23 protein-coding genes are annotated in these 22,810 nt (G+C 67.9%); 16 read left to right on the top strand and 7 right to left on the bottom strand.

From position 1 onward, the window contains the following. Positions 1-392: dioxygenase family protein (locus GKO32_RS13465; RefSeq protein ID WP_166459534.1), on the top strand; the 392-nt coding region annotated here is incomplete at its 5' end. A gap of 78 nt (positions 393-470) precedes the next feature. Here GKO32_RS13465 and GKO32_RS13460 read toward each other — a convergent pair. Then, positions 471-2,225, bottom strand: a complete 1,755-nt coding sequence (locus tag GKO32_RS13460; RefSeq protein WP_154757172.1) for an FAD-dependent oxidoreductase — start codon at positions 2,223-2,225, stop codon at positions 471-473. Between the two features lie 147 nt (positions 2,226-2,372). Here GKO32_RS13460 and GKO32_RS13455 point away from each other — a divergent pair, with 147 nt between their 5' ends. Continuing rightward, positions 2,373-2,759: an EthD domain-containing protein gene (locus tag GKO32_RS13455; protein WP_154757171.1), complete on the top strand. Its 387-nt coding sequence runs from the start codon at positions 2,373-2,375 to the stop codon at positions 2,757-2,759. A 4-nt stretch (positions 2,760-2,763) separates the two neighbouring features. Beyond that, positions 2,764-4,446, top strand: coding sequence for an FAD-dependent monooxygenase (locus tag GKO32_RS13450; RefSeq protein ID WP_208024397.1), 1,683 nt, complete (start codon positions 2,764-2,766; stop codon positions 4,444-4,446). A gap of 7 nt (positions 4,447-4,453) precedes the next feature. On the opposite strand, the gene GKO32_RS13445 is transcribed toward GKO32_RS13450, so the two are convergent. Both GKO32_RS13445 and GKO32_RS13440 read right to left on the bottom strand, forming a co-directional pair. Continuing rightward, positions 4,454-5,068, bottom strand: a complete 615-nt coding sequence (locus GKO32_RS13445) for a TetR/AcrR family transcriptional regulator (RefSeq protein ID WP_154757170.1) — start codon at positions 5,066-5,068, stop codon at positions 4,454-4,456. An 81-nt stretch (positions 5,069-5,149) separates the two neighbouring features. Continuing rightward, positions 5,150-5,473: a TetR family transcriptional regulator C-terminal domain-containing protein gene (locus tag GKO32_RS13440; protein ID WP_166459358.1), complete on the bottom strand. Its 324-nt coding sequence runs from the start codon at positions 5,471-5,473 to the stop codon at positions 5,150-5,152. Here GKO32_RS13440 and GKO32_RS13435 point away from each other — a divergent pair. Continuing rightward, the gene (locus GKO32_RS13435) at positions 5,441-6,292 is read left to right on the top strand and encodes an SDR family oxidoreductase (protein WP_154757169.1); all 852 of its coding nucleotides are present in this window, start codon (positions 5,441-5,443) and stop codon (positions 6,290-6,292) included. The two genes, GKO32_RS13440 and GKO32_RS13435, sit on opposite strands and share 33 nt — an antisense overlap. A gap of 171 nt (positions 6,293-6,463) precedes the next feature. Continuing rightward, entirely contained in the window at positions 6,464-6,649 is a 186-nt protein-coding gene (locus GKO32_RS38390; protein ID WP_208024396.1) for a TetR family transcriptional regulator, read from the top strand. 53 nt (positions 6,650-6,702) lie between these two features. Here the strand turns inward: GKO32_RS38390 and GKO32_RS13425 are convergent, their stop codons facing one another. After that, positions 6,703-7,359, bottom strand: coding sequence for a GntR family transcriptional regulator (locus tag GKO32_RS13425; RefSeq protein WP_166459533.1), 657 nt, complete (start codon positions 7,357-7,359; stop codon positions 6,703-6,705). Between the two features lie 112 nt (positions 7,360-7,471). Between GKO32_RS13425 and GKO32_RS13420 the strand changes: the two genes are divergently transcribed. From GKO32_RS13420 to GKO32_RS13375, 10 genes are all read left to right on the top strand, one after another. Further along, entirely contained in the window at positions 7,472-8,260 is a 789-nt protein-coding gene (locus tag GKO32_RS13420) for an HpcH/HpaI aldolase family protein (protein ID WP_312867860.1), read from the top strand. Continuing rightward, a complete protein-coding gene (locus GKO32_RS13415) occupies positions 8,257-9,213 on the top strand; it encodes a C-terminal binding protein (RefSeq protein ID WP_154757167.1) in 957 nt (318 codons plus the stop codon). The genes GKO32_RS13420 and GKO32_RS13415 overlap by 4 nt, the downstream gene beginning before the upstream one ends. 32 nt (positions 9,214-9,245) lie before the next feature. Further along, a complete protein-coding gene (locus GKO32_RS13410; RefSeq protein ID WP_166459532.1) occupies positions 9,246-10,391 on the top strand; it encodes an ABC transporter substrate-binding protein in 1,146 nt (381 codons plus the stop codon). Next, positions 10,388-11,275, top strand: coding sequence for a branched-chain amino acid ABC transporter permease (locus tag GKO32_RS13405; RefSeq protein ID WP_154757165.1), 888 nt, complete (start codon positions 10,388-10,390; stop codon positions 11,273-11,275). The genes GKO32_RS13410 and GKO32_RS13405 overlap by 4 nt, the downstream gene beginning before the upstream one ends. Then, a complete protein-coding gene (locus GKO32_RS13400) occupies positions 11,272-12,108 on the top strand; it encodes a branched-chain amino acid ABC transporter permease (protein WP_154757164.1) in 837 nt (278 codons plus the stop codon). Before GKO32_RS13405 ends, GKO32_RS13400 begins: the two co-directional genes overlap by 4 nt. Continuing rightward, the gene (locus GKO32_RS13395) at positions 12,105-12,881 is read left to right on the top strand and encodes an ABC transporter ATP-binding protein (RefSeq protein WP_154757163.1); all 777 of its coding nucleotides are present in this window, start codon (positions 12,105-12,107) and stop codon (positions 12,879-12,881) included. The genes GKO32_RS13400 and GKO32_RS13395 overlap by 4 nt, the downstream gene beginning before the upstream one ends. Continuing rightward, positions 12,874-13,578 (top strand): ABC transporter ATP-binding protein, encoded by a 705-nt coding sequence (locus GKO32_RS13390; protein ID WP_154757162.1) that lies wholly within the window; start codon positions 12,874-12,876, stop codon positions 13,576-13,578. Before GKO32_RS13395 ends, GKO32_RS13390 begins: the two co-directional genes overlap by 8 nt. Positions 13,579-13,593: 15 nt before the next feature. After that, positions 13,594-14,094, top strand: coding sequence for a nuclear transport factor 2 family protein (locus GKO32_RS13385; RefSeq protein WP_154757161.1), 501 nt, complete (start codon positions 13,594-13,596; stop codon positions 14,092-14,094). Between the two features lie 101 nt (positions 14,095-14,195). Further along, positions 14,196-15,350, top strand: coding sequence for an RsbRD N-terminal domain-containing protein (locus tag GKO32_RS40140; RefSeq protein ID WP_154757160.1), 1,155 nt, complete (start codon positions 14,196-14,198; stop codon positions 15,348-15,350). A gap of 165 nt (positions 15,351-15,515) precedes the next feature. After that, positions 15,516-19,025: an indolepyruvate ferredoxin oxidoreductase family protein gene (locus GKO32_RS13375; RefSeq protein WP_154757159.1), complete on the top strand. Its 3,510-nt coding sequence runs from the start codon at positions 15,516-15,518 to the stop codon at positions 19,023-19,025. Positions 19,026-19,028: 3 nt separating this feature from the next. Here the strand turns inward: GKO32_RS13375 and GKO32_RS13370 are convergent, their stop codons facing one another. Further along, a complete protein-coding gene (locus tag GKO32_RS13370; RefSeq protein ID WP_312867859.1) occupies positions 19,029-19,751 on the bottom strand; it encodes a DUF421 domain-containing protein in 723 nt (240 codons plus the stop codon). A 336-nt stretch (positions 19,752-20,087) separates the two neighbouring features. Continuing rightward, on the bottom strand, positions 20,088-21,233 hold the full coding sequence (locus GKO32_RS13365) for a cupin domain-containing protein (RefSeq protein WP_154757158.1): 1,146 nt from the start codon (positions 21,231-21,233) through the stop codon (positions 20,088-20,090). A gap of 158 nt (positions 21,234-21,391) precedes the next feature. Here GKO32_RS13365 and GKO32_RS13360 point away from each other — a divergent pair, with 158 nt between their 5' ends. Continuing rightward, positions 21,392-22,138, top strand: coding sequence for an SDR family NAD(P)-dependent oxidoreductase (locus GKO32_RS13360; RefSeq protein ID WP_312867858.1), 747 nt, complete (start codon positions 21,392-21,394; stop codon positions 22,136-22,138). Here GKO32_RS13360 and GKO32_RS13355 read toward each other — a convergent pair whose 3' ends face one another. Further along, positions 22,139-22,567, bottom strand: a complete 429-nt coding sequence (locus GKO32_RS13355) for a nuclear transport factor 2 family protein (protein WP_166459531.1) — start codon at positions 22,565-22,567, stop codon at positions 22,139-22,141. Between the last annotated feature and the right edge of the window lie 243 nt (positions 22,568-22,810).

Here is a 22,810-nt window from a genome sequence, read left to right as displayed (position 1 = left end):
TGTCCCTGCCCACCCACGACCCCGCCCGGCTGATGGACATCGGCCGGCGGCTGAAGAGCCTGCGCGAAGAGGGCGTGCTCGTGGTCGGGTCGGGCTACATGACACACGGGGTGCCGTTCCTCACCCGGGATCAGTTCGTGCACAACGTCGTGCCGTCCTGGTCGTCCGACTTCGACGCCTGGGCGGCCCAAGCCCTTGCCGGCGGCGATGTCGATACCTTGGCGAACTACCGCAGCCTGGCACCCGGGGTGCGCTTCGCGCACCCTTCCGCCGAGCACTACACACCGCTGTTCATCACCCTCGGCGTCGCCGCCGACGCCGAGGCGCCCGTCGACACAGCGATCGAGGGCTACCGGTTCGGGCTGTCCAAGCGATCCTTCCAAGTAGCTTGATCAACACCGGCCCGCTCGACATGGCTGCAGGAGCCGGTTGTGGACGCGTCGATCCGGGCAGGGCGGCCTCGCCTACGCTCAGGTGGCTTCGGCGGGTTGCCAGTAGCCGGCCGGGGTGAGCACGGAGGCGAGCGCGTCCGCAACGGCCGTGGCGGGGTCGCCGGGTGGGCGTGCCCAGCGCGCCAGCACATGCCCGTCCGGGCGGACGAGCACCGCTCCCCCATCGTCCACTTCGTACAGTTCCTGCCAGTAACCGGGATCACCGGCATCGACGAAGTCACCGGGTTCGGCATCAGCCGTCGGCCGCGAGTGAATTCCGTGCACGCGCAACGTAAGCCCCGGCGGGACGACGCCGGCCCGCCAGGGCCGGGCGTCGCCTGCGGCGAGCACGGTCCATTCGCCGGTCACAAGGTCGACCGTGCTCACCCCACGACGCGATCCGTCGGCGGCGTCGAGACGTGCGTGCGGAGCGCGAGCCCCGGGCCGGGCCGTCATGCGGTACTCGGTGATCGTGGAATCCTTCGCCGGTGACCCATCGGCGACGACGGCCTCGCCTCGGTAAACGTGTCCGAACTGCTGCCCGAGCGAGTGAAACTGCTCGCGCGTGCGCTGCAGGTTCGCGTGGATGCCGGCTCGCAGTCCGGCGCCTTCCGGCGAACCGAGCAGGGCAAGGGTTTCCGGGGCGTTGAGGAACGCACTGGCCTCCTGCAACTGTTCGGCGTTCAGCATGGACTGGGTGGCGTTGAAGACCGCGACGGGGCGGCGCTCGGCCTCATAGGTGTCGAGCAAGGCGTCTCCGGCGAGCCCACGGAGGACGTGATCGACTTTCCAAGCGAGGTTGTGCCCGTCCTGAATGCCGCTGTTCATACCGAAACCGCCGGTGGGCGGAAATCGGTGCGCGGCATCGCCGACGAGGAAGAGCGGCCCGTTGCGGAACCGCTCGGCCACCCCCATGTCGAGCGACCACGTCAGCCGTGCCCGCAAGTCGATCTCGAGCTTGTCGTCACCCACCGCGTCCCGGATGACGGCCTCGCATCGTTCGGGACCGTAGTCGTCCTCGGTCTCACCATCGCCGAGGTCGATCGAGTACACCCAGCGCCGCGCGCCGTCGAGCGTGATGAGAATGCCCTGGGTCTTCGGATTGTGGACGAACCACAGGATGTGCGGCCGGCGGTGGGTGAACGGTGTCAGGTCCGCGAAGAAGTAGAGATTCAGCATGCGCCCCAACGGAACCGATCGTTCCATCCGGATCCCCGCGAGCCGCCGCATCGGACTTGACGCCCCGTCGGCCGCGATCACGTAGCGTCCCCGGGCCGTGGCTCGCGCCCCTCCAGGGCCCAGCACGTCGACCTCGCCGAGCACGCCGCCGCCGCTGCCCACCGCCCGGTAAGCGACCACCTCGTGCCCCTGCGAGATCGTCACGGTGTCGAGGTCGGACACCGCGGCGAGCAGGCGCGCCTCCACGCGGTCCTGCGGGCAGCTGCAAAGGGTCTCCGGCGCGCAGCGTTCGGCGGTCACGTCGTCGACGTAGGGGATGGTGGCGAAGTCCTCGGCGCCGATCTCGGTGACCCAGCCGAAGGTCGTCGCGAGGTCAGGGGGCAGCCCGTCGGCGCGCACGGCCTCAGCGAGCCCCCAGGAGCGAAACAGCTCCATCGTGCGCCCGTTGACCACGTGCGCACGGGGCTGGTCCGAGGGCCCGGCGCGACGCTCCAGCACCCGCACCTTCGCACCGGCGCGACCGAGTTGTAATGCGGTGGCCAGGCCGACCGGGCCGGCACCGACGACCAGCACGTCGAACACGGACTGTGGGCCGAGGGCTTGGGACATCGTCATCCTCCGGATTGTCGAAGGGAAATCCGCGTGGCGGACGAACCCGGGCCGCGCGACGTCCGAACGCTACGAGGGCATTGACTTCAAGTCAACCCACCTGTCTCATTATGTTGATTCCCAGTCAATCCAGCTCGTGACGAGGAGGTCCGGATGGTCAAGGTGGTCGTGATCTGCAAACGGAAGCCCGGTGTTTCCCTCGGGGAGTTCAACGAACACTGGCGGACGACACACGCTCGGTTGGTGACCCGGCTCGCCACCACCCTGAACGTTGGCCGGTACGTGCAGAGCTACCGGGGTGGCAGCGAAGCGATCGCCCGCTTCGTCGAGGAGCGCGGGTGGAGCAACGGCGATTACGACGCCATCACCGAATTGTGGTTCGACAGTGCGGAAAGCCTTGCCGCGGCATTCAGTTCCCCGGAGGGATTGGCTGCGCTCAAGGAACTTCACGAAGACGAAGCACGGATCGTGGACATGCCCAGTGTGCTCGCGTGGGTCACCGAGGAGAACGTCGTACTCGACAAGACGAAGGGTGCGTGATCAGGTGAAATCCCCGGACATCGACGCCCTGATCGTCGGGGCGGGCCCGGTCGGCCTGTCCACCGCCCTGCAGCTCGGCAGGGCCGGCGTGCGCACGCTGCTCGTCGAACGGCACGCCGGTCTCGCTCACCATCCGAAGGCCGTCGGCGTGCACGCCCGCACCATGGAACTCTTTCGCCAGTGGGGTATCGCCGAAAATGCCCGTGCGGTCGGCCTCCCGCTGGAGCGCACCCTCGCGGTCGCCTGGCTCACCCGGCTGACCGGGATAGAGCTCGGGACGCTCCATTTCGCCGAGGATGCCGAGAAGATGGCCGAGTTCGCCGGGCAGAGCCCGGAAGCTCCACTGTTCGCCCCACAGGACCGGATCGAGCCGATCCTCCTCGATGCCGCCCGGCATGCGCCGTCCGTCGAGATCCGGATGTCCACCACCGTGAGCGCGATCGAGCAGGACGAAGGCGGGGCCACTGTGGTGCTCGAACCCGCCTCCGGTTCCCCGGTCACCGTCCGGGCTCGTTACGTGATCGCCGCGGACGGAGCACGGAGCCGCACGCGGGAACGCCATGAGTTCGGGGAAGTAGCCGACCAACCATACGGCGAATCGGTCAACGTCTACTTCCGGGCCGACCTCGACGAGATCACCGCGGGCCGCCCCTACCTCCTCTGGTGGATCGTCAACCCGGATGTCCAGGGCGCCTTCTGGCCCGTGGATACCGAGGGCAGGTGGATCTTCAACTTCGAAGGCGACCCGGACCGCCCCGACGATCACTTCGGCAAGGACTTGTGCACCCGGCTGATCCGGGAGGCGGCCGGCGCCCCGGACCTGGACATCGAGTTGCTCAACGTGCTGCGCTGGCGCCACGAGCAGGCCGTCGCGCGGCGGTGGCGGAGGGGGCGCATCCTGCTCGTCGGCGACGCGGCCCACCGGTTCCCGCCGCACGGTGGCTTCGGTATGAACAGCGGGATCCAGGATTCGGCGAACCTGGCATGGAAGATCGCCGCGGTCGTACGTGGCGAAGCCGGGGAAGAACTGCTCGACACCTACGAAGCCGAGCGCAAGCCCGTGGCCGAGTACAACTCCCGGCAGGTCATGCTCAACACCGAGCGGATGCAGGATACCGGCTGGCTGACGTCCGATCCCAGCGTCCTCTCCGACATCGAACTGCCGTCCGGCGAGCAGGCCCGCCGCCGCTTCGCCGAGGCGATTCCCGCGCAGCGCGAACAAATCCACTCGCAAGGGCAGCAGTTCGGCCGGATCTACACCAGCCGGGCGGTCGTGCCGGACGGGACGACCGCCGTCGAGTCCGGAGTGGAGCGTTACCACCCGACCTCGCACCCAGGGGCGCGCCTGCCGCACGTGTGGCTCACCGGCGGCGCGGGCCGGCTGTCCACAGTGGATTTGACCGGCCACGGCTTCGTGCTGCTGAGCCGCGGGCCGGGCACCGGCTGGGCGACGGCGGCGAAGCAAGTCAGCGCGCGGCTCAACGTGCCCATCGAGGCTTACGAGCTGGGCGAAGGAGGCGATCTGTGTCCCGATGACCCGCGGGATCTCGAGGTGCTGGAAATCCCGCCCGCGGGGGCGGTCCTGGTGCGCCCTGATTCGCACGTCGGTTACCGGGCACTCGGCGAACCCGACGACCCGGTGGGCGAGCTGGCCGCGGCCATGCGGACGATCCTGCACCGCAGCTGACCGTTTCTCAGTCGCGAAGGACGGTGAGGTCGATCCGGGTTTCCGGATCCAGGATCGTCGCCGATTCGAGCGCCGAGTCCAGCGAGCTGAACAGCATCTCGACGATCCGCTCCCGCGGGAATTTCCGATCGACGAGCCAGCGTGACACAAGATCGTCGTGAAATGCCTGCCAGGCACGCACGACGAGCTCGACGGCGGGCGAAGGATCGTCCAGCCCGATCATCCGCAGCACCGAACGTGCGCCGTCCCAGCGGGCCGCGTCGAAGACCTCACGGACCCGCGGGTCGGCCACCAGCGCGCTGCGCATCGGACCCAGCAACGTGTGCGGGCGCATCTCGAAGTAGTCAATGTGGCGGTCCAGCGCCTCCCTCACGGCGGCGGCGGGAGGCAGGTCTTTCGTACCGGAGTGCACTATGCGCATCTCGCCCGCGATCGACCGCACGACCTCGATGAAGAAGCCACGCTTGTTGGAGAAGTAGTGGAACGGCAGCCCGTGCGCGACTCCGGCACGCTTGGCGATGTCGGTCAGCGAGACCTCGTCGTACGGCTGCCGGCCGAAGGCCTCCCGGCCCGCGGCCAGCAGCCGCTCACGCCGCGTCGGCTGCTCGGTGCGCTCCGCCATGGGCACACCTTACGAGGCGTTCGACGAGACAAGCGGCGCACTCCGATGTCAGCCACGATCGGCCTCGGTTTCGTGGCATATTTACGGCGCCGGGCGCGGGAGAACGGCCAACGCGGTCTCGGCGATGCTGCGCAACGAGGCCTCGCTCTTATCGGCCTTGCCCAGTGCCTCGATCCCACGCAGGACCGCCAGCAGCAAGCCGGCCAGTGCGCGCGGGTCGGCCTCCGGGTCGATGTCGCCGTGCCGCTGCGCCTTTTCCAGACACGCCACGAAAAGATCTTCGAGGAATTCGAAGGTGCGCAGGGCGTGGGCGGCCACGGCCGGGTCCTGGCCGGCGAGTTCCGAGGTGCCCCTGGCCAGCAGGCAACCGCGATGCTCGACGTCCGCCGCGGTGTCGGCAGCCACGGCGCGCACGTGTGCGCGCAGCCGCTCGAACGCCTCGGCATCCGGGCCGGCCAGGGCCTGCTCGACCTGTTCGCTGATGTCGGCGCAGTAGCCCTCGAACACCCGCAGGAACAGCTGGTGTTTGTCGCCGAAGGCGCCGTACAGGCTGCCCTTGCCGAGGGCGCCTACGTGTTCATCACCGGACGACGGCAGGCCGAACTGGACGCGGCGGTCCGCGAGCTCGGCCCGAATGGCGAGGGCATCCGGACCGACTCGTCCGACCTCGCGGACCTGGATGCGCTCTACCGGACGATTCAGCAGCGCAAGGCCCGGATCGACGTACTGGTCGCCAACGCCGGCGGTGGAGTGGCCGGTCCACTGGCCGAGGTGACCGAGGAGGCGTTCGACAAGACCTTCGACACCAACGTGAAAGGGGTGCTGTTCACCGTGCAGAACGCATTACCGCTACTGGCCGAAGATGCCTCGGTGATCCTGACCGGCTCGACCACCTCGCTGCGACCAGGACCGGGACTCGGCGTCTACTCGGCAACCAAAGCAGCAATCCGCAACCTCGCACGGTCCTGGATCATCGAACTCGGGGCGAGCGGGGTCCGGGTCAACGTGTTGAGCCCAGGACCGACGAACACGCCCGGCCTGCTCGGCCTGGCCCCCGCCGGGCAGGAACAGGCACTGCTCGACGCGCAGGCCGCGGAAGTACCACTCGACCGGGTCGCCGATCCGGCCGAGATCGCCAATGCCGCGATCTTCCTGGCCACCGACCAGTCGAGCTTCGTCAACGGCGTCGAATTCTTCGTCGACGGCGGCCAGGCGCAGATCTGAAGCTCCTCGCCACCCGGCCGCCTTACCAGGGAAGCGGTTCGGCGAAATTCGGTGGGCGGTTCTCGACTTGGGCGGTGAGCGCCTCTGCGAGGTCGGGTCCGAAGAAGCTCATGCCGATTTCGGTATCGCGACGGGTGCAAGTCGTCGATGGGCATGGCTGATCTTCTTTCCGTGTTTCGTGTCGTGGCGGGGCAACCAGATCTCCTCGGCGCGTTTGAACGAGGGTTCGACCAGACCACGGCGGCGGAGATCGCCGTCCGGGCCGGTGTCAACGAGCGCACCCTGCAGCGAGCGTTCGACGATCTGCGCACCCTCTCCACGACTGTCCTATCAGGACAGACGCAGGCCGGGAGCTGAAGCGGCATCCAGCGCACGACCGCGCTCCCAGCTGCTCTCGGGCGACCGGCGGCTCACAACTCCAACGGGGGCACGCCCAAGCCGCCGGCGACGTGGCCTTCCAGCAGGCTCAGCAGAATGCTGACGTCGCGCCGGGCGAGGGCGGCCTGGTACTCCGCGAACAGCTCCTCGTGCCGCTCGACCAGGCCCTCGCGACCGCGTTTCAGCGCGTTGGTCGCGTGCAAGGCCAGCTCGATCTGGTCGCAGATCTGCGCATAGCTGGTCATCAGCCGCTGGTTGCCCGAGGCGGTGACGAGTGCTTCGTGGAACTCCCGGTCGGCTGAGACCATGGCCACCGGGTCATCCGCGTCGACCGCGTCCCGGAGCCGGGAAAGCGCTTCCGCCATCCCACCGGACCCCGCGTTCGCCCCGACGGCCAGCCGGCTCGCCAGCCCCTCGAGTGCGATGCGCACGCCCGCGAGATCGACCAGGTCCCGGGCGGTGAAGCTCGCCACCGCATAGGACCTGTTCGGTTTTTTCACCACGAGGCCGGACTGTTCGAGCGCCCGCAGCGCCTCCCGCACCGGGGCCCGGCTCACCTCCATCCGGGCCGCCAGCACCGAGTCGCGCACAGCCTCACCGGGAGGCAGCTCTCCCGAGAGGATCGCGTGCCGCAGCTGTTCCCGCACGGTCTCGACGAGACTGCCGGCTCGTACGGCCTGGATCGTCATCGGCTTCTCCCAGTATTGACGACTGTCGACACTCCTTATAGCATACCCGACCATTGGCGACTGTCGACAGTTTGCCGCCGGTCGTACTCGCTCAAAGATCTGGAGGCCGCTGGTGTCCTACCCCTCTGACAGGCCCTCGCTCCGTAACCGGCTACTGGAAGGTCCCGTACTGGGCACCTTCGTCAGCGTCGGTCACGCTGCAAGTGTGGAAATCCTTGCCACACAAGGGTTCGAAGCTGTGTGTATCGACGCCGAACACGCAGCGCTCGGCCCTGCGGAGATCGAGTCGCTGATCCGCGCGTGCGACGTGTCCCGCGTGCCGAGCCTGGTGCGGGTCTCCGGGGTCGGCGCGGAGATCAGCCGCGCACTCGACTCCGGCGCCCGAGGCGTCGTCGTCCCGCGGGTGGAGACAGCGGAGGAAGCCGCCGCGGCGGTCGCGGCGGTGCGGTATCCACCGGCCGGCACCCGCGGCGCGGGACCGGGACGCGCATCGGCGTACGGCTCGGCGCTCCCCCGCTACCTGGAGACGGCCAACGACGACACCGTGTTGGTCATCCAGGTCGAGACACGACGTGGCGTGGACAACGCCGAGGAGATCGCCGCTGTCGAAGGCATCGACGTGGTCTTCGTCGGGCCCGGCGATCTGGCTGTGTCGCTCGGTGTTCCGGGTGGTTCGCCCGCGCACAGTGCCGCGGTCGAGCGAATCATCGGCGCCGCCACCGCGGCCGGCGTGCTGACCGGGATCTTCTGCCTCGACAGCGCACAGGTGGAGCGGTGGGCCGGCGCGGGAGTTCGCTTGTTCCTGCTGGGCGGCGACTTGTTGTTCCTGGGCAGCACAGCGTCCACTGTGGCCAGTGACGCCCTGCGGAGGCTCGCGACGGTGAAGGCGGCGACGGCGTGAGCGATCTGGTCATCCGTACCGACGGGCTGCTGGCGGTCGAACCCGCGGACGTGGCGGTGCTCGAGAAAGCCGGCCTGCGCTACCGGGAGGTCACATGCCTCACCGAGGAGTCGCTGATCGAGAACTGCGCCGATGCGGCCGGACTGCTCGTCCTTCGCGAGCCCATCACCGAGCGGGTGCTCGCCGCCCTCCCCCACTGCCGTGTGGTGGCACGGTTCGGCGTCGGCGTCGACACCGTGGACGTGCCCGCCGCCACCCGGCGCGGGGTGCGGGTGGTGAACGTGCCGGACGCGAACGCGCCCGAAGTGGCCGCGCATGCGTTCGCGATGATCATGGCGCTGGTGCGGCGACTGCCGCAGTTCGATCGCGCCGTGCGTGCCGGAGAATGGGACTACCTGGCGCGCGGGCGCGGCATGCGGCGGCTGGATCAGCTGGTTCTCGGCATTGCCGGGTTCGGCCGCACCGGCCGCCGGGTCGCCGAGTGCGCCCGCGCGCTCGGCATGTCGGTCATCGTGCACGACCCGTTCGTCGCGGGCGAGGTGATCACCGAGTCGGGCTTCCCCGCGGTCGGATTCACCGAACTCGCGCGGACCGCTGATGTGCTCTCCCTCCATGTCCCGCTCACGGCCGAGACGGAGAACCTGGTCAGCGCCGAGGTCATCGCCGGGATGAAGCCCGGTGCGATCGTGGTCAATGTCGCGAGGGGGCGGCTCGTCGACGAGGAGGCGCTGGCCGCCGCCCTTGCCGAAGGGCACCTCTCGGGCGCCGGCCTCGACGTGCTGGCCGAGGAACCCGCGTCACCCGGTTCGAAGCTCCTGGCACTCGACAATGTCATCCTGACCCCGCACGCGGGGCACTACTCCGCCGAGTCCTACCGCGAAACCGTGCACCGCGCGTTCGCGGATGTCGCCCGCGTGCTGCTGGGCGAACCTCCCCGCAACCCGGTCAACTGACCGGCTGCCCACTGAGTTCAAAGGAGAAAGCAGTGAAGCATGGGCGATTGTTCGCGACGCTGGCCTGCGTCGCCCTGGCGCTGGCCGGATGCACCGGCACGAACGCGGCGGGCGGCGGCGACGTCATCCACATCGGGCTGACGAACCCGCTCACGGGCGCCGCCGCGTTCGCCGGCGTCCCCGTCGACCGCGGCGCCCGGGTGGCCGTCGACGAGATCAACTCTTCCGGTTTCCTCGGCGCCGGTAAGAAACTGGAGCTGACCTCGGACGATTCGACAGGGGACGCCGCCAAGGCGATCGCGCAGTTCCGCGGGTTCGCCTCCGAGGGCGACGTCGCCACCATCTGCTGCACCGTCTCCACCGAAGCCGGTTCGCTGGCTCCGTTGGTACAGCGGGAAAAGGTCCCCACGGTGGTCACGGGTGCGACGCTGCCGGGGCTGACCGCGCCGCCGTATCTCTACCGCACGATCGCCCTGCCTTCGAGCCCCGGCGGAATGTACGACCAGCTGGTCGATGCCGTGGCCGCGGCGTACCGGCCACGCACCGCGGTCGTCGCGGTCACGGCGGACAACGGCGGCCAGGTCGACGACTCGAAGGTGTGGACGTCGGCGTTGCAGCGCAACAAGGTATCGATCGTCCGGAGCATCGACACCTTCACCGCGGACACGGATTTCTCCGCCGTCGCGGCACAGATCATGGCGGCGGCCCCGGACGTGCTGGTGGAAAGCATGCTGGGGTCGAAGTCCGCGTTGCTCACGAAGGCGTTGCGAGATCGCGGATATCAGGGGCGGATCCTGTCCAGCTACGGCGTCGCCACCCCGCCGATCTTCGAGGCCGGTGGCCCCGCCATGGCCGGCACGCTCTTCCCGATCCCCTTCACGCCACTGGCCGACAACGACCGCACCCGCACGTTCGTGAAGCTGTACCGGAACGCGCACGGAGTGGACCCCGACCTGTTCGCCGCACAGGGTTACAACGCCGTGTGGTTCCTCGCCGAAGGCCTCAAACGCGCCGGGAAAGCCGATCGTGCGGCACTCGCGCAGGCCCTGTCGGCGTTGCCGAGCTTCCCATCCGTGTCCGGTAACACCTACAGCATGAAGGACGGCCAGGCGGTGTTGTCGGACAAGGTCCAGTTCCTCCAGTGGAACGCCGACGGGACACAAAGGCTGTGGCCATGAACCTTTTCCTGCAACAGCTGGTGAACGGCCTGTCGACCGGCGCCCTCTACGCGCTCTTCGCGATCGGGTTCGGCATCATCTTCGCGAACATGGGCATCCTGAACGTCGCCCACGGAACCTTTGCCACCTGGGGCGTCGTCGCGGCCTACGAACTCGTCATCCACACCGGGCTGCCCTTCGTCGTGGCCGTGCCGGCCGCGGCGATCGCGGCCGGCGCAATCGGCCTGCTGGCGGAGACTTTCGCCTTCCGGCCCCTGCGGGAGAAGAACGCCGGGCTGCTGGGCAGCATCATCGTGGCCGTCGGAGTGTGGATCATCCTGCTGAACTTGGCGGAGGTGGTACTCGGACCCGACGCCGTCGCGCTGCCGGACGGGGTGTTCCCCACGAAGGCGATCGCCGTCGCGGGCCTGCAGATCCCGCCGATCTACTTCGTGAACGTCCTCACGCTGGCGGTTGTCGCCATCGGGCTCGGCCTGTTCCTCAGCCGGACGAGGTTCGGGGCGGCGATCCGCGCGGTGGGATTCAAACCGGAGTCCGCCGCCATCGCCGGGGTCAACGCGCGCCTCGCACTCGGGGTGACCGCGGTGATCGCCGCCGGAATCGCCGGGGTGGCCGGCATCCTCACCGCCGCCACCACGAACAACGTGTCGTTCAACGTCGGAGAAGGCTTGCTGCTCAAGGGTTTCGCGGCCGTCGTGATCGGCGGCTTCGGCAACCTCCGCGGTGCCGTACTGGGCGGGCTCGCCATCGGGATCATCGAGATCATGACCGTCCAGTACCTCTCGACCACCTTCCGGGAGGCGATCGTCTTCGGTCTGCTGCTCGTGTTCCTCGTGGCGCGGCCGCAAGGGATCTTCGGAGAGGTCAAGGTGAGCCGAGCATGAACACCGCCTCGTTGCTGTCCACGGCCGAGTTCGGCCTCGTGTTCGGGCTGCTGGCGCTGAGCATGTACGCCTCGCTCAGCACCGGCCTGCTCAGCATGGCCAGCGTGACGTTCGCCGCGTGCGGCGCGTTCCTCGCCGGCCGGCTCGGCGCGAACACCGGCCTGCCCGGGGTGGTACTCCTGCTCGGCGGCTCACTGCTCGGTGCGGTGGTCGCGGTGTTGGTCAGCCTCGTCATCCTGCACCTGAACAGCCACTACATCGCGATGGCGACGATCGCGGTGCTGCTCATGACCAGGGTGGCGGCGCTCAACCTGCCGATGCTCACCGGCGGCGTCAACGGGCTGTCCATCCCGGTCGAACTCGGTCTGCCGTACATCTTCGGGAGCCTGGCCGTCGCGGTGTGGGTGTTCGCGCGGCTGCGGCGCTCTCGCTACGGGATCGCGGCCGAGACCGTGCGGGAGGATCCGGTGGTCGCGGCCACCCTCGGCATCAACATCCGCTGGATCCAGAGCGTCAGCTTCGTCATCAGCGGGTTTGTCGGCGGAGGAGCCGGAGTACTCCTCGCGAGCCTGTACGCCTACGTCGACGCCGACACGTTCTTCCTCAACCTCGCGTTCGTGTGCCTCGCCGCCGTCGTGCTCGGAGGCGGCTTCCACTGGCTCGGTCCGCTCGTGGGCGGGTTGGTGTTCACACTCATCCCGGAGATCCTGCGCGGCACGGTCGACCAGGCCGACCAGATCGTCAACGGGGTCATCCTGATCGTGATCATGATCTTCCTCCCGCGAGGCTTGATCGACCCGGCTCGCCGGCGCACCCGAGGAGCGCGGAAATGACCACCACACCGGCCATCCGGACGATCGGGCTCGCCAAACAGTTCGGCGGGCTGCGGGCCGTCGACGACGTCAGCCTGACCGTCCCCCGTGGCTCGATCTACGGCATCGTCGGGCCGAACGGCGCGGGCAAGACCACCTTCCTCAACCTGGTCAACGGCATCGTCCGGCGCAGCGGTGGCGAGATCGAGGTGCTCGGCTCCCGCACCAGTACGTCGGCGACGCACCAGGTCGCGCGCTTGGGGGTCGCCCGGACTTTCCAGACCATCAAACTGATTCCGGGTCTCGATGTGGTCGAATCCGTTGTGGCCGGCCGGTACCGGGTGCGCCGCGACACGGCACTCGCCGCCGTGCTGGCGATGCCGGGCGAGCGGAAAGCCCGGCGGGAAAGTGTTGCACGGGCACAAGAGTTGCTCGATCTCGTCGGGTTGCGGGTGCCCCCGCGCAGGCTCGCCACTTCGCTGTCCTACGGCGAACAGCGAAGGCTGGAGATCGCCCGCGCGCTGGCGAGTGAGCCCTCGCTGCTGTTGCTCGACGAACCGACGGCCGGGATGAACGCCCAGGAGTCCGCCGCACTCGGCGAACTGCTCGTCACCTTGCGGGAGACCGGGCTGACGCTGGTGATGGTGGAGCACAACATGGGGCTCGTCCGCACCTACTGCACGGACGCGGCAGTGCTGAACTCGGGCGCGTTGCTGATGAGTGGCGAGCCCGGCGAGTGTCTCGACGATCCGCGTGTTCAGGAAGCCTACTTCGGGAGGCGGGCCAATGCTTGAGGTGACCGATCTATGGGTGTCCTACGGCGGGATCGCCGCCGTGCGCGGAGTCGATCTCACGGTCGCGAAGGGCTCGCTCGTCGCGCTGATCGGCTCGAACGGCGCCGGGAAGTCGACCACCCTCAACACGATCGCGGGGCTGACGAAATCACGGAAGGGCACCGTGACCTTCCACGGCGAGAACGTGACCGGCCGGCCGGCCCACCGCCTGGTCCGGGCCGGCCTCGCGCTCGTCCCGGAAGGGCGCATGGTGGCGGCGCCGCTCACCGTGGCGGAAAACCTCCGGCAGGCCGGATACTCGAAACGTCTGTCCACATCGGACTTCGCCAGGGAGTACGAGCGGGTGCTCAGCCTGTTTCCCGTGCTCGGCAAGCGTTCGGCGCAGATCGCGGGCTCGCTGTCCGGGGGCGAGCAGCAGATGCTTGCGCTCGGCCGGGCCCTGCTGACCGGTCCCGACCTGCTGTTGCTGGACGAACCGTCGATGGGGCTGGCGCCGGTGATGGTGGACACGGTGTTCGACGCGATCCGGGCGATCCATGCCGGTGGCATGACGATCCTGCTCGTCGAGCAGAACGCCGAACTGGCCACCGAAGTGTGTGACGAGGCCGTCGTCCTGCAACGCGGCGAGGTTCTCGTCCGCGGTCGCGGGCGGGACGTGCTGGAGGACGAAACCCTGCGAGCGGCATTCCTCGCGTGAGAAGAAGGGACGGGCATGGCCGACGAGGCTATCCGGGAACTGCTGGCGAAGAAGGAGATCCACGAGGCGCTGCTGCGGTACTGCCGCGGCGTGGATCGCGGTGACACGGCGCTGATCAGGTCGGCGTACTGGGAGGACGTCACGGAGAACCACGGGGCCTACCAGGGCGACCGGCTCGACGACTTCCTGGCGTATGCGATGGAGCGCTCAGCGGTGTTCAGCACGGTTTCGCACTACGTCACCAACCACCTGATCGAGCTGGACGGGGACCGGGCTTACAGCGAGGCCTACGCATTGGCCGTGCACACGGGCGAACGCGGTGGGCGGCCCTTTCAGGCCGTGTTCGGCGGACGCTACGTCGACCGCTTCGAAAAACGTGACGGCGCCTGGAAAATAGCGCACCGCGTGGTCGTCCACGACTGGTCGACACAAGGCGAGATCGAGCACTGGGAACGCGGGATGCTCTTCGTGCAGGGCGTGCCCTCCCGCGCGGACATCGCCTACGAGCGCGCCTAGCTTGAGTTTTAACACCGGGCGCCTCATCGGTATGATGTGATGAATCACCAGATGCCTTCGGTTATTCGGTGACTTCAGGCCGGTTTTCCGGCACAATCATCGTGAATATCACGAGAGGCGGTCACATCGCGATGTCCTGGTCGGCGGTGCGGGAGCTGTGCGAGTCTCTCGAACGCGGGCTGCCACGAATTGCCGAGCGGTCCACCAGGAAGATCCGCCAGGAGTTGGACGAGTACGGGGCAGTCCGGTTCGGCGAGCATGTCGCGGCGGTCCACGATCAGCTGCACCGGCTGCTCGGCGGCATCGCCCGCCGGCGTGCGCTGGACGAATCCGATCTCGCGCAGGCCGTTGTCCTGGCGCAGCGCCGTGCCGGGCAGGGGATCTCCGTCGACGTCCTGATCAATGCGTTCCACATAGGCCACGGCGAACTGTGGAACGAGCTGCGGCATGCGCCCGGCGCGGCGGGCGAGCAACTGCCCGAAGTCGCCACCCTCGTGCTCGAATCGGTGCACGGTATTTCGTCGGTCCTCGCGGCCGCCCATACCGACGTGACCGCGGCGCAACAGAGTCAGCGCATCACACTGTCGCAGCGCCTGATTGAGCTCCTGGCCTCGGGCGAGAGCGGACCGGAGGCGCAGCGTCTCGCCGTCGCGCTGGAGTTCGACCCGGCGGCGGCTTTCATCGCCGCCAGCTGGGCCGGTGGACCCGAGGACATGCCCGATTCCCGAACGGTCTCGCGTTCCTTGAGTGCACGTGGGGTCGTCGTTGCGACCGGGCACCACAGTGACAGCGAAGTTCTCATCACGCAGGGCTCGACTCCCGTCGCCATAGCGAAAGCGCTCGGCGGCGCGAACGTGGTCGGCGCGGGCATCGGCTTGCCGCGGGAAGGCGTCGCGGGGGCCGTACTCAGCGTCGGCGACGCCGAGTTGGCCCGGGCAGCCTCGGCACCGGGCTCACCCGCGAGCTCGCTTTCCGAGACCTGGTACGAGGCATGTCTGCTGTCGAACGCGCAACGCCTCGAGCCGGTTCTGTCCGCCAACATCCATCGCGCCTCCGAAAACCCTCGACTCGCCCAGACCGTCCTGACATTCGCGGAAGGCAACATGTCCATCGCGGATACCGCACGGCTGCTGAACCTCCATGCGAATACCGTGACCTATCGGCTGGATCGGTGGAAGAAGGTCACCGGCTGGGACCCGCGAACCTTCGATGGCCTCGGCAAGTCCGTTCTCGCCTGCAAGATCGCCGACAGGTAACCGGCTGCCGGCGGCTTATGCGGTTCGGGCAGGCCGTGGGATGACTCGTGATTTCCACCAGGGACCCGTCCTCCAAGTCAAGGATTTCCTCGGTTTTACCCATAGAAGCCGCAGCAGGCGTCGCCAATGATAGGGATTACCACAATTTTCCGGACGTGAGGACCTATGACGACGCGAACCACCGCGCCTTCCGAAGGCGTGCCGGGCGGCAACCCTCTCGACGACCGATTCGACCTTCTGGACGGTGAGGTTCATCTGTCCGGGATCCAGGCGCTCGTCAGGCTGCCGATGGATCAGCGGCGGCTGGATGAGCGGCGTGGCCTCGATGTCGGGATCTTCATCTCAGGCTATGAAGGATCGCCGCTCGCGGGTCTTGATCTGCAACTGTCACGTCAAGCGGAACGGCTCGGCGCGCACCGTGTCGTCTTCCGGCCAGGAGTCAACGAAGAGCTGGCGGCGAATGCCGTTCAGGGCTCGCAACTGGCATCGGCGTCGCCCGACCGCATCGGTGACGGGGTCACCGGTATCTGGTACGGCAAGGCACCCGGGCTGGACCGCGCCACCGATGCGATCCGGCACAGCAACTTGGCCGGGACCCACCGCCGCGGCGGCGTCCTCGCCCTGGTCGGCGATGACTCGATCGCGAAGTCCTCCACGGTGCCGAGCAGCTCGGAGCCCGCCATTGCCGAGCTGGGCATGCCGTGCCTGTCCCCTGCTGATCCCCAGGACATCCTCGACCTCGGGCTGCACGGCATCGCCATGTCCCGTGCGTCCGGCCTCTGGGTCGCCATGAAGCTGGCGACCAACGTCGTCGACGGATCCGGCACCGTCAGCCTGAGCTCCGCCCGCGTCATGCCTGTTGCTCCCGACAACACGTTCGGGGGCGAACCGTTCGTCCACGAACCGACCGGCAATCTGCTGCAACCCACCCTGGGGAAGCTCGAGGCGACGCAGGTCCGGCAGCGCATGGAGCTTGCCCGGCGATATGCCGCCGCGAACGATGTCAACCGCATCATCGGGGATCCGGCAGCGACGCTGGGGATCGTCTGCGCGGGTGCCACCTACCTGGACGTCCGGCAAGCGCTGTCGGACATGGGCATCACGAGTGCGAGCATCTCCGGCAGCGGCGTGCGTGTCCTCAAGCTGGGCATGGTGCACCCGCTCGAGCCTGGCATCGTGGCGCGCTTCAGCGAGGGCCTGAGCGAGATCGTGGTGGTCGAGGAGAAGAAGGCGTTCATCGAACTGGCCCTCAAGGACCTTTTGTACGCACGGCCCGGGGTGCCGCAGGTCCACGGCAAGCGGGACGAGGCAGGAGAGGAGCTCTTCCGCGCCGACGGCGATCTTCCGGCCGACTACATCGCTGCCCGTCTCGCGCCGCGCATTCGCCGCCACGGCGGTGCCGCATCGGTCACCGCCTGGCTCGACCGGCAGCGGTCGGCACGGCGCGTGCCGACCCTGCTGCCCATCCTGCCCCGGCCTCCCGCCTTCTGTTCCGGCTGCCCGCACAACAGCTCCACCAAGGTGCCCGCGGGATCCCTTGTGGGCGCCGGAATCGGATGCCACGCGATGGTCGCGTTCATGCCGGAGGACCGGGTCGGCCCCTCGATCGGGCACAGCCAGATGGGCGGAGAGGGCGCGGCGTGGGCCGGCATGGCGCCGTTCGTGACCCAGGATCACCTGTTTCAGAACCTGGGTGACGGCACCTTCCACCATTCCGGATCGCTGGCGATCCGAGCCGCGATCGCCGGCGGGTCACACATCACCTACAAGTTGCTGTACAACGACGCGGTCGCGATGACCGGGGGTCAGCAAGCCGTCGGCAAGATGACGGTGCCGGAGATCGTGGCCGAGCTCCTGGCCGAGGGCGTGGCACGTGTCGTGATCACCAGCGACCAGCCGAAACACAGCCGGCGAGCCTTCGGTCGCCGGCTCCCCGCGAAGGTCACCGTCCGGCACCGCGACGACATGATCCCGGTGCAGGAGGAGCTCGCCCGGACCCCTGGCGTGACCGTGCTGATCCATGAGCAGGAATGCGCCACAGAGTTACGACGCAAGCGCAAACGTGGTCTCGTCGAGGCACCGACGCGGCGCATCCTCATCAACGAGCGCGTCTGCGAGGGCTGCGGGGACTGTGGCGACAAGTCGGGCTGCCTCTCGGTGCGACCGACGGAGACGGAATTCGGCCGCAAGACCGCGATCCACCAGGCTTCGTGCAACCTCGACTTCTCCTGCCTCAAGGGTGACTGCCCATCCTTCGTCGAGGTTGTCCCACGCAAGGGGACGAAGAAGGCCACGCGGGAGCAGGTCCCCGCCACCACCTTGCCGACACCGCGCATGCTCGTGACGCCCGATGACTTCTCGATGCGCATCATGGGCGTCGGCGGCACCGGCGTGGTGACCGTGGCGCAGGTGCTGGCGGCCGCCGCCTCGCACGCGGGCCTCAAGGTCAAAGGGCTCGACCAGCTCGGGCTGGCGCAGAAGGGCGGCGCGGTCGTGTCCGACGTCCGCCTGTCCACGTCCGAGATCGTGGGAACCAACAAAATCGGGCCCGGTGCCTGCGACCTCTATCTCGGCTGCGACATCCTCGTCGCGGCAACCGAGTCCAACCTCGCCGTCATGGGCGCGGACCGCACCTACGCGGTCGTGTCGACTTCAGTCACTCCCACGGGACAAATGGTGACCGACACCAAGACGTCGTTCCCTCGGCCCGACGACCTCATCACGCGCATCGAATGGGCGGGATCGCGCCCCGAAAACGTGTTCGTCGACGCTCACGCGGCCACTGGCGCGGCAGCCTTGGACGAGGACCAGTATGACAACGTCTTCCTGCTCGGCGTCGCCGTGCAGGCGGGCGTCCTTCCCCTCTCGCCCGAGGACATCGAGTGGGCACTCGATGTCAACGGGGTCCAGGTCGAGCGCAACATCAAGGCTTTCCGGCTCGGCCGGCAGCACGCGGTCAGCCAGGATCCGGCCGACGCCTCCACCACGGCGAGGGCGAAGGATCACCGCACCGAGAAGGTCGCATCGACCGTGCAAGTCCCGGGCGACACCGCCCTGGGCATCCTCGTCCGACGTCGCGTCGACGAGCTCATCGCGTACCAGAACGTCGCGTGGGCGCAGCGATACGCACACGAAGTCGAGAACATCCGCAAGTCCGAAGCGTCCGCACTCGACGACAGCACCGCCATCACGGAGACGTACGCGCGGCACCTGTACAAGGTCATGGCCTACAAGGACGAGTACGAAGTGGCTCGGCTGCACATCTCCCCTGCCCTCGAACGTCAGGTCCACGACGAGTTCGGCGAGGGAGCACGCTACTCGATCCTGCTCCACCCGCCGATCCTGCGAGCCATGGGACTGAAGAACAAGATCCGTCTCCGATCCTGGTGGGGCAAGCCCGTGCTCAGAAGTCTCTACGCCATGCGCGCTCTGCGCGGCACGCGTTTCGACATCTTCGGTTACGACGCGGTGCGCCGCGAAGAACGCCGGCTCATCGACGACTATGCCCGGTCCATGGCCACCGCGGTCGCCGCGCTTTCGGTCACCACTCGCGATCTGGTGCTCGAACTTGCCGGCCTGCCCGACGTCGTCCGGGGCTATGAGGACATCAAGCTTCGGACGGTGAAGGAGTACCAGGAACGGCGTACCGCAATCCTGGACCACCTCGCTGGTTGACGATCAAGTGCGCGGTGACGCTCCGTCGTCCGGCTCGGATCGGGGGTCAGCGGCGTGGCTGGCGGGGTCGGTTGGTTTGCCGGCAAGGGCGTGCGAGAACTCGGCCCGGAGTTGTTCGATCAGTCGCGCATTCTCCGCACGCAGGTCGCGGATGGTGACGTCGCGGGATTCCTCATTGAGGGTGACGACGATGGTTCCACCCGGACTGAGGGTGGCTTCCTTGATCTCGCTGATGTTGTCGGCGCCTTGTTGGCGGAAGACGGCGACCACATCGGCGCGGCGGAGCCCAAGCCGATGCAGCGCACCGGCGACCGGGCGGCCGTCTCGAACCAGGACGGTGGGGGAACCTTCGAAGATCTGGGTCAGGCGCGGGTGGCGGTTACTCACGCGCACCACCCCGGCGTTGATCGCGACCAGGACGGCGGCGCCGACCAGACCACCCGACAGGCTGTTGTCGTTACCGATCACCGCGTTTTGCACGACATTGGACAGCAGCAGCATCACGACCAGGTCGAAGCTGTTGAGCTGAGCCAGGTCGCGTTTGCCACCCAGACGCAGCAACAGCGCAAGCCCGCCGTAGACGAGCACGGTGCGCAGCACCTTCTCCAGCCACGGTATCTGTATGTGCCACAAATCGGTCCACACCGTCGAGGCCCCTTCCGTCAGTCCCGCCGACGGGCCGAGCCTGTCACAGCCGCATCCGCCTATCCCGGCGGCGGTCAGCACCCCGGCCACCCCGCACGTGAGCACGAACCACGCGCGCCGCCCATCGCACTCACTGGCGAGCGTCCCGCAAATCTGGATCCGCCACCGTGACCCACCGGGGTTCATAGCCGGAGCCGACAGCGATGACACAGTGGTCGGCATGATCCGCGAGCATATCGCCAGCGCCCATCCCGCCCTCGTCGAGACGATCAGCGAGCAAGACCTGAGGAACTGGGTCGCGCGCCGCCGCAGCCCGGCAGTTGCTCCTGCGGCGGCTGCCTGGTCCTCGGTGGCGCACCGGACCCCTCGCACCGTCGGCTCGAGCAGTGCACCGACGCGTGCGAACCGTGGCGAGCCTCATCGGGCGGCTTCTTCGGTGGCGACGCGGTCGAGCCGCAGCGCCTCGAAGATCGGTGCGTCGGAGAAGCGGAACAGGTCCAAGGCACCGGAGTCGGAGTCGGTGGTGCCGGATTCCGAGCGCACCGAGAACGGCTGCCAGGACGGGACGACGAACAGGTCGCCCCGCGTGACGCTCCAGGTGTGCTCGCCAACCGTCACGGAGCCTGCGCCGTCGAAGACCTGGTAGACAGACGAACCGGTCTCGCGCACCGGCACCGTCTCCCGGCCCCGCGCCACCCGATGCATCTCGGCTCGGATCGTCGGCAGCACGTCGGCTCCGGTCATCGGATTGGTGTAGCGGACGGCGGCGTGCCCGGGCTCGACGGCCCCCGGGAATCCCTCGCGGTCCAAGGCCAGCTGATCGGCGAGCGCACGGTCGGTGTGCTCCCATTTGTAGGCGAACAGCGGGGATCCGGCAGGGCCGGCGACGACGGAGACAGGGCGCAGGCCGGGATGGGCCCAAAGCCGCTCGGAGCGTGACCGCTTGGGGGTCGCCCGCTCGGCCTCGGAGATCTCGTCGCGACCGAATTCGAAGAACTGCGTTTCGCCGGCGTACTGGAACGGGATGTCCAAGCCGTCGATCCACGCCATCGGCTCCTTGGTGGCGTTGTGGTGGGCGTGCCAGTTCCAGCCTGCCTGCGGCAGGAAGTCGCCACGGTTCATGGGCACCGGGTCGCCACCCACGACCGTCCACACACCTTGGCCTTCGACGACGAACCGGAAGGCATGCTGGGTGTGCCGATGCGTCGGGGCGTCCTCGCCAGGCAGGAGGTACTGGATCGCCGCCCACAGGGTGGGTGTCGCGAAAGGGCGCCCACCGAGCGAAGGATTGGCCAGCGCGATAGCCCGCCGCTCGCCTCCGCGTCCCACCGGCACCAGCTCACCGGCTCGCGCCGCGAGCCGCCGCAAGTGGTCCCACCGCCACACGTGGGGCACCGCACGGGAGCGCGGGTGCACCGGCATGAGGTCGCCGATCTCGGTCCACAGCGGTACGACCAGCTCCTGCTCGAAGCTCTGGTAGAGCGACTGCAGAGCCGGCGTCACCTCAGGCTGGCCCGGGGCGGCCACCGCCTGGAGCCGCACGGGGGTTTTGGCAGAGGTCATAACGGCACTTTGGTCGCAGATCGACCTTCGGAACAGACACTTTCTGCTGTGTCGAACAAACGGCCGGCCGAATCCAACCCTTTCAGTACCGATCGGTTGAAAAGTACGCTACGGTCCACTTCGGACCGATCGACACAGAAGGTGAAGGAGTTCGGAACGTGGGGATACTCGAAGGCAAGATCGCTGTCGTCACCGGCGCCGCCAGCGGGATCGGCCTGGCCGCCGCGGCGCGCCTGGCGGCCGAGGGCGCGTCGGTCTTCCTGACGGGCCGGCGTAAGGCCGAACTGGACGCGGCCGCCGCATCCATCGGCCCCTCGGCCACCGCAGTACCGGGTGACATCGCGGAACCTGCCGATCTGGACCGGCTGTACGACATGGTCCGTGCTCGCGGCCAAGGACTGGACGTGCTGTTCGCCAACGCGGGCGTCGGCTCGTTCGCGCCGCTCGAACAGGCGACCGAAGAGCAGTACGAGCAGACATTCGGCATCAACGTCCGGGGCACCTGGATGACCGTGCAGAAGGCGTTGCCCTTGTTCAACGAGGGCGGGTCGGTGATATTGAATGCCTCGATCCGCGCCGCCGACGGCTGGGAGAACTTCGGCCTGTACTCGGCGTCGAAGGCCGCAATCCGGTCGCTCGCGCGAACGTGGGCCAACGAACTGAAGGGCCGGGGTATCCGGGTCAACACGGTCTCACCGGGCGCGATCGACACTCCCGCAATCGATCTGACCGTCGGCGAGGAGCGAGCGGCGGCCTTCAAGACGGAACTCGCCGCGGGAGTGCCCCTCGGCCGGCTGGGGCGCCCCGAGGAGGTGGCCGCCGCAGTGGCCTTCCTCGCCTCCGCCGAGAGCAGCTTCATCCTCGGCACGAACCTGGACGTCGACGGCGGCGAGCTTCAGTTCTGATCAGGGAAGGCTCGAGCGCACGCCTGGCAGGCCGCACGCTTCGCGCAACCGCACTGGATCCAGATAGAAAACGGTGAAATCGCGGATCAAGCCACCGTCGAACGTGATGAACTGGGCGAGGTGGGAATCAACTGTTCGCCCGGTCGCCCGTGAAGTCAGGTGCACCCGCATGCTGACGGCCACTCCGTCATCGCCCGCAAAGTACCGCACAGTCAAACCCTCGGCGGAAACCCAGGTTTCCGACAACACCGCGAAGAATCGCTCGACTTCCTGGATCCCTTTCCACTCGCCGGGAAATGGTGCGGATGGGCCCTGACGCATAACGGCCTCAGGATGAAAACAGGCAGCCATTTCATCGAAACCGGCCCCTCGTGGCGCGCCTCCGGCCGCGACATACCGCATCTCGGCGTCATAAAACCTGTCCAACACGGCGATATGGTCCGTGCAGCCGGCTTCTCGCGCTTGATTCGAACTCATCGGTTTCACTCCTCGGATTGATCATGGTGATGCCGGTCAGTCGCACCGATCTACCTCCCCGAACGCCGAAGCTACTTCGCCTGGCTTTCCAGCCGTGGTGCGTTCTGCACAACGAAACGCTGCTGGCGTCGTCGGGGTCCGCGGGCGAATATGCACCAAGGCGCGCCGCACTGAGAACGTATGCGCGCCGAGAAG

It is taken from the genome of Amycolatopsis pithecellobii (assembly GCF_009707865.1).
Classification (GTDB): Bacteria; Actinomycetota; Actinomycetes; order Mycobacteriales; family Pseudonocardiaceae; genus Amycolatopsis_E; species Amycolatopsis_E pithecellobii.
The sequence above is the reverse complement of the archived record's forward strand: the minus strand, read 5'-3'. Positions and strand labels throughout refer to the sequence as shown.

Coding starts and splice junctions, on each gene's coding strand:
- GKO32_RS13460 (WP_154757172.1), bottom strand. CDS start 2,225: ATGACGATGTCCCAAGCCCTCGGCCCACAGTCCGTGTTCGACGTGCTG.
- GKO32_RS13455 (WP_154757171.1), top strand. CDS start 2,373: ATGGTCAAGGTGGTCGTGATCTGCAAACGGAAGCCCGGTGTTTCCCTC.
- GKO32_RS13445 (WP_154757170.1), bottom strand. CDS start 5,068: ATGGCGGAGCGCACCGAGCAGCCGACGCGGCGTGAGCGGCTGCTGGCC.
- GKO32_RS13435 (WP_154757169.1), top strand. CDS start 5,441: ATGCTCGACGTCCGCCGCGGTGTCGGCAGCCACGGCGCGCACGTGTGC.
- GKO32_RS13425 (WP_166459533.1), bottom strand. CDS start 7,359: ATGACGATCCAGGCCGTACGAGCCGGCAGTCTCGTCGAGACCGTGCGG.
- GKO32_RS13405 (WP_154757165.1), top strand. CDS start 10,388: ATGAACCTTTTCCTGCAACAGCTGGTGAACGGCCTGTCGACCGGCGCC.
- GKO32_RS13400 (WP_154757164.1), top strand. CDS start 11,272: ATGAACACCGCCTCGTTGCTGTCCACGGCCGAGTTCGGCCTCGTGTTC.
- GKO32_RS13395 (WP_154757163.1), top strand. CDS start 12,105: ATGACCACCACACCGGCCATCCGGACGATCGGGCTCGCCAAACAGTTC.
- GKO32_RS13390 (WP_154757162.1), top strand. CDS start 12,874: ATGCTTGAGGTGACCGATCTATGGGTGTCCTACGGCGGGATCGCCGCC.
- GKO32_RS13385 (WP_154757161.1), top strand. CDS start 13,594: ATGGCCGACGAGGCTATCCGGGAACTGCTGGCGAAGAAGGAGATCCAC.
- GKO32_RS13375 (WP_154757159.1), top strand. CDS start 15,516: ATGACGACGCGAACCACCGCGCCTTCCGAAGGCGTGCCGGGCGGCAAC.
- GKO32_RS13365 (WP_154757158.1), bottom strand. CDS start 21,233: ATGACCTCTGCCAAAACCCCCGTGCGGCTCCAGGCGGTGGCCGCCCCG.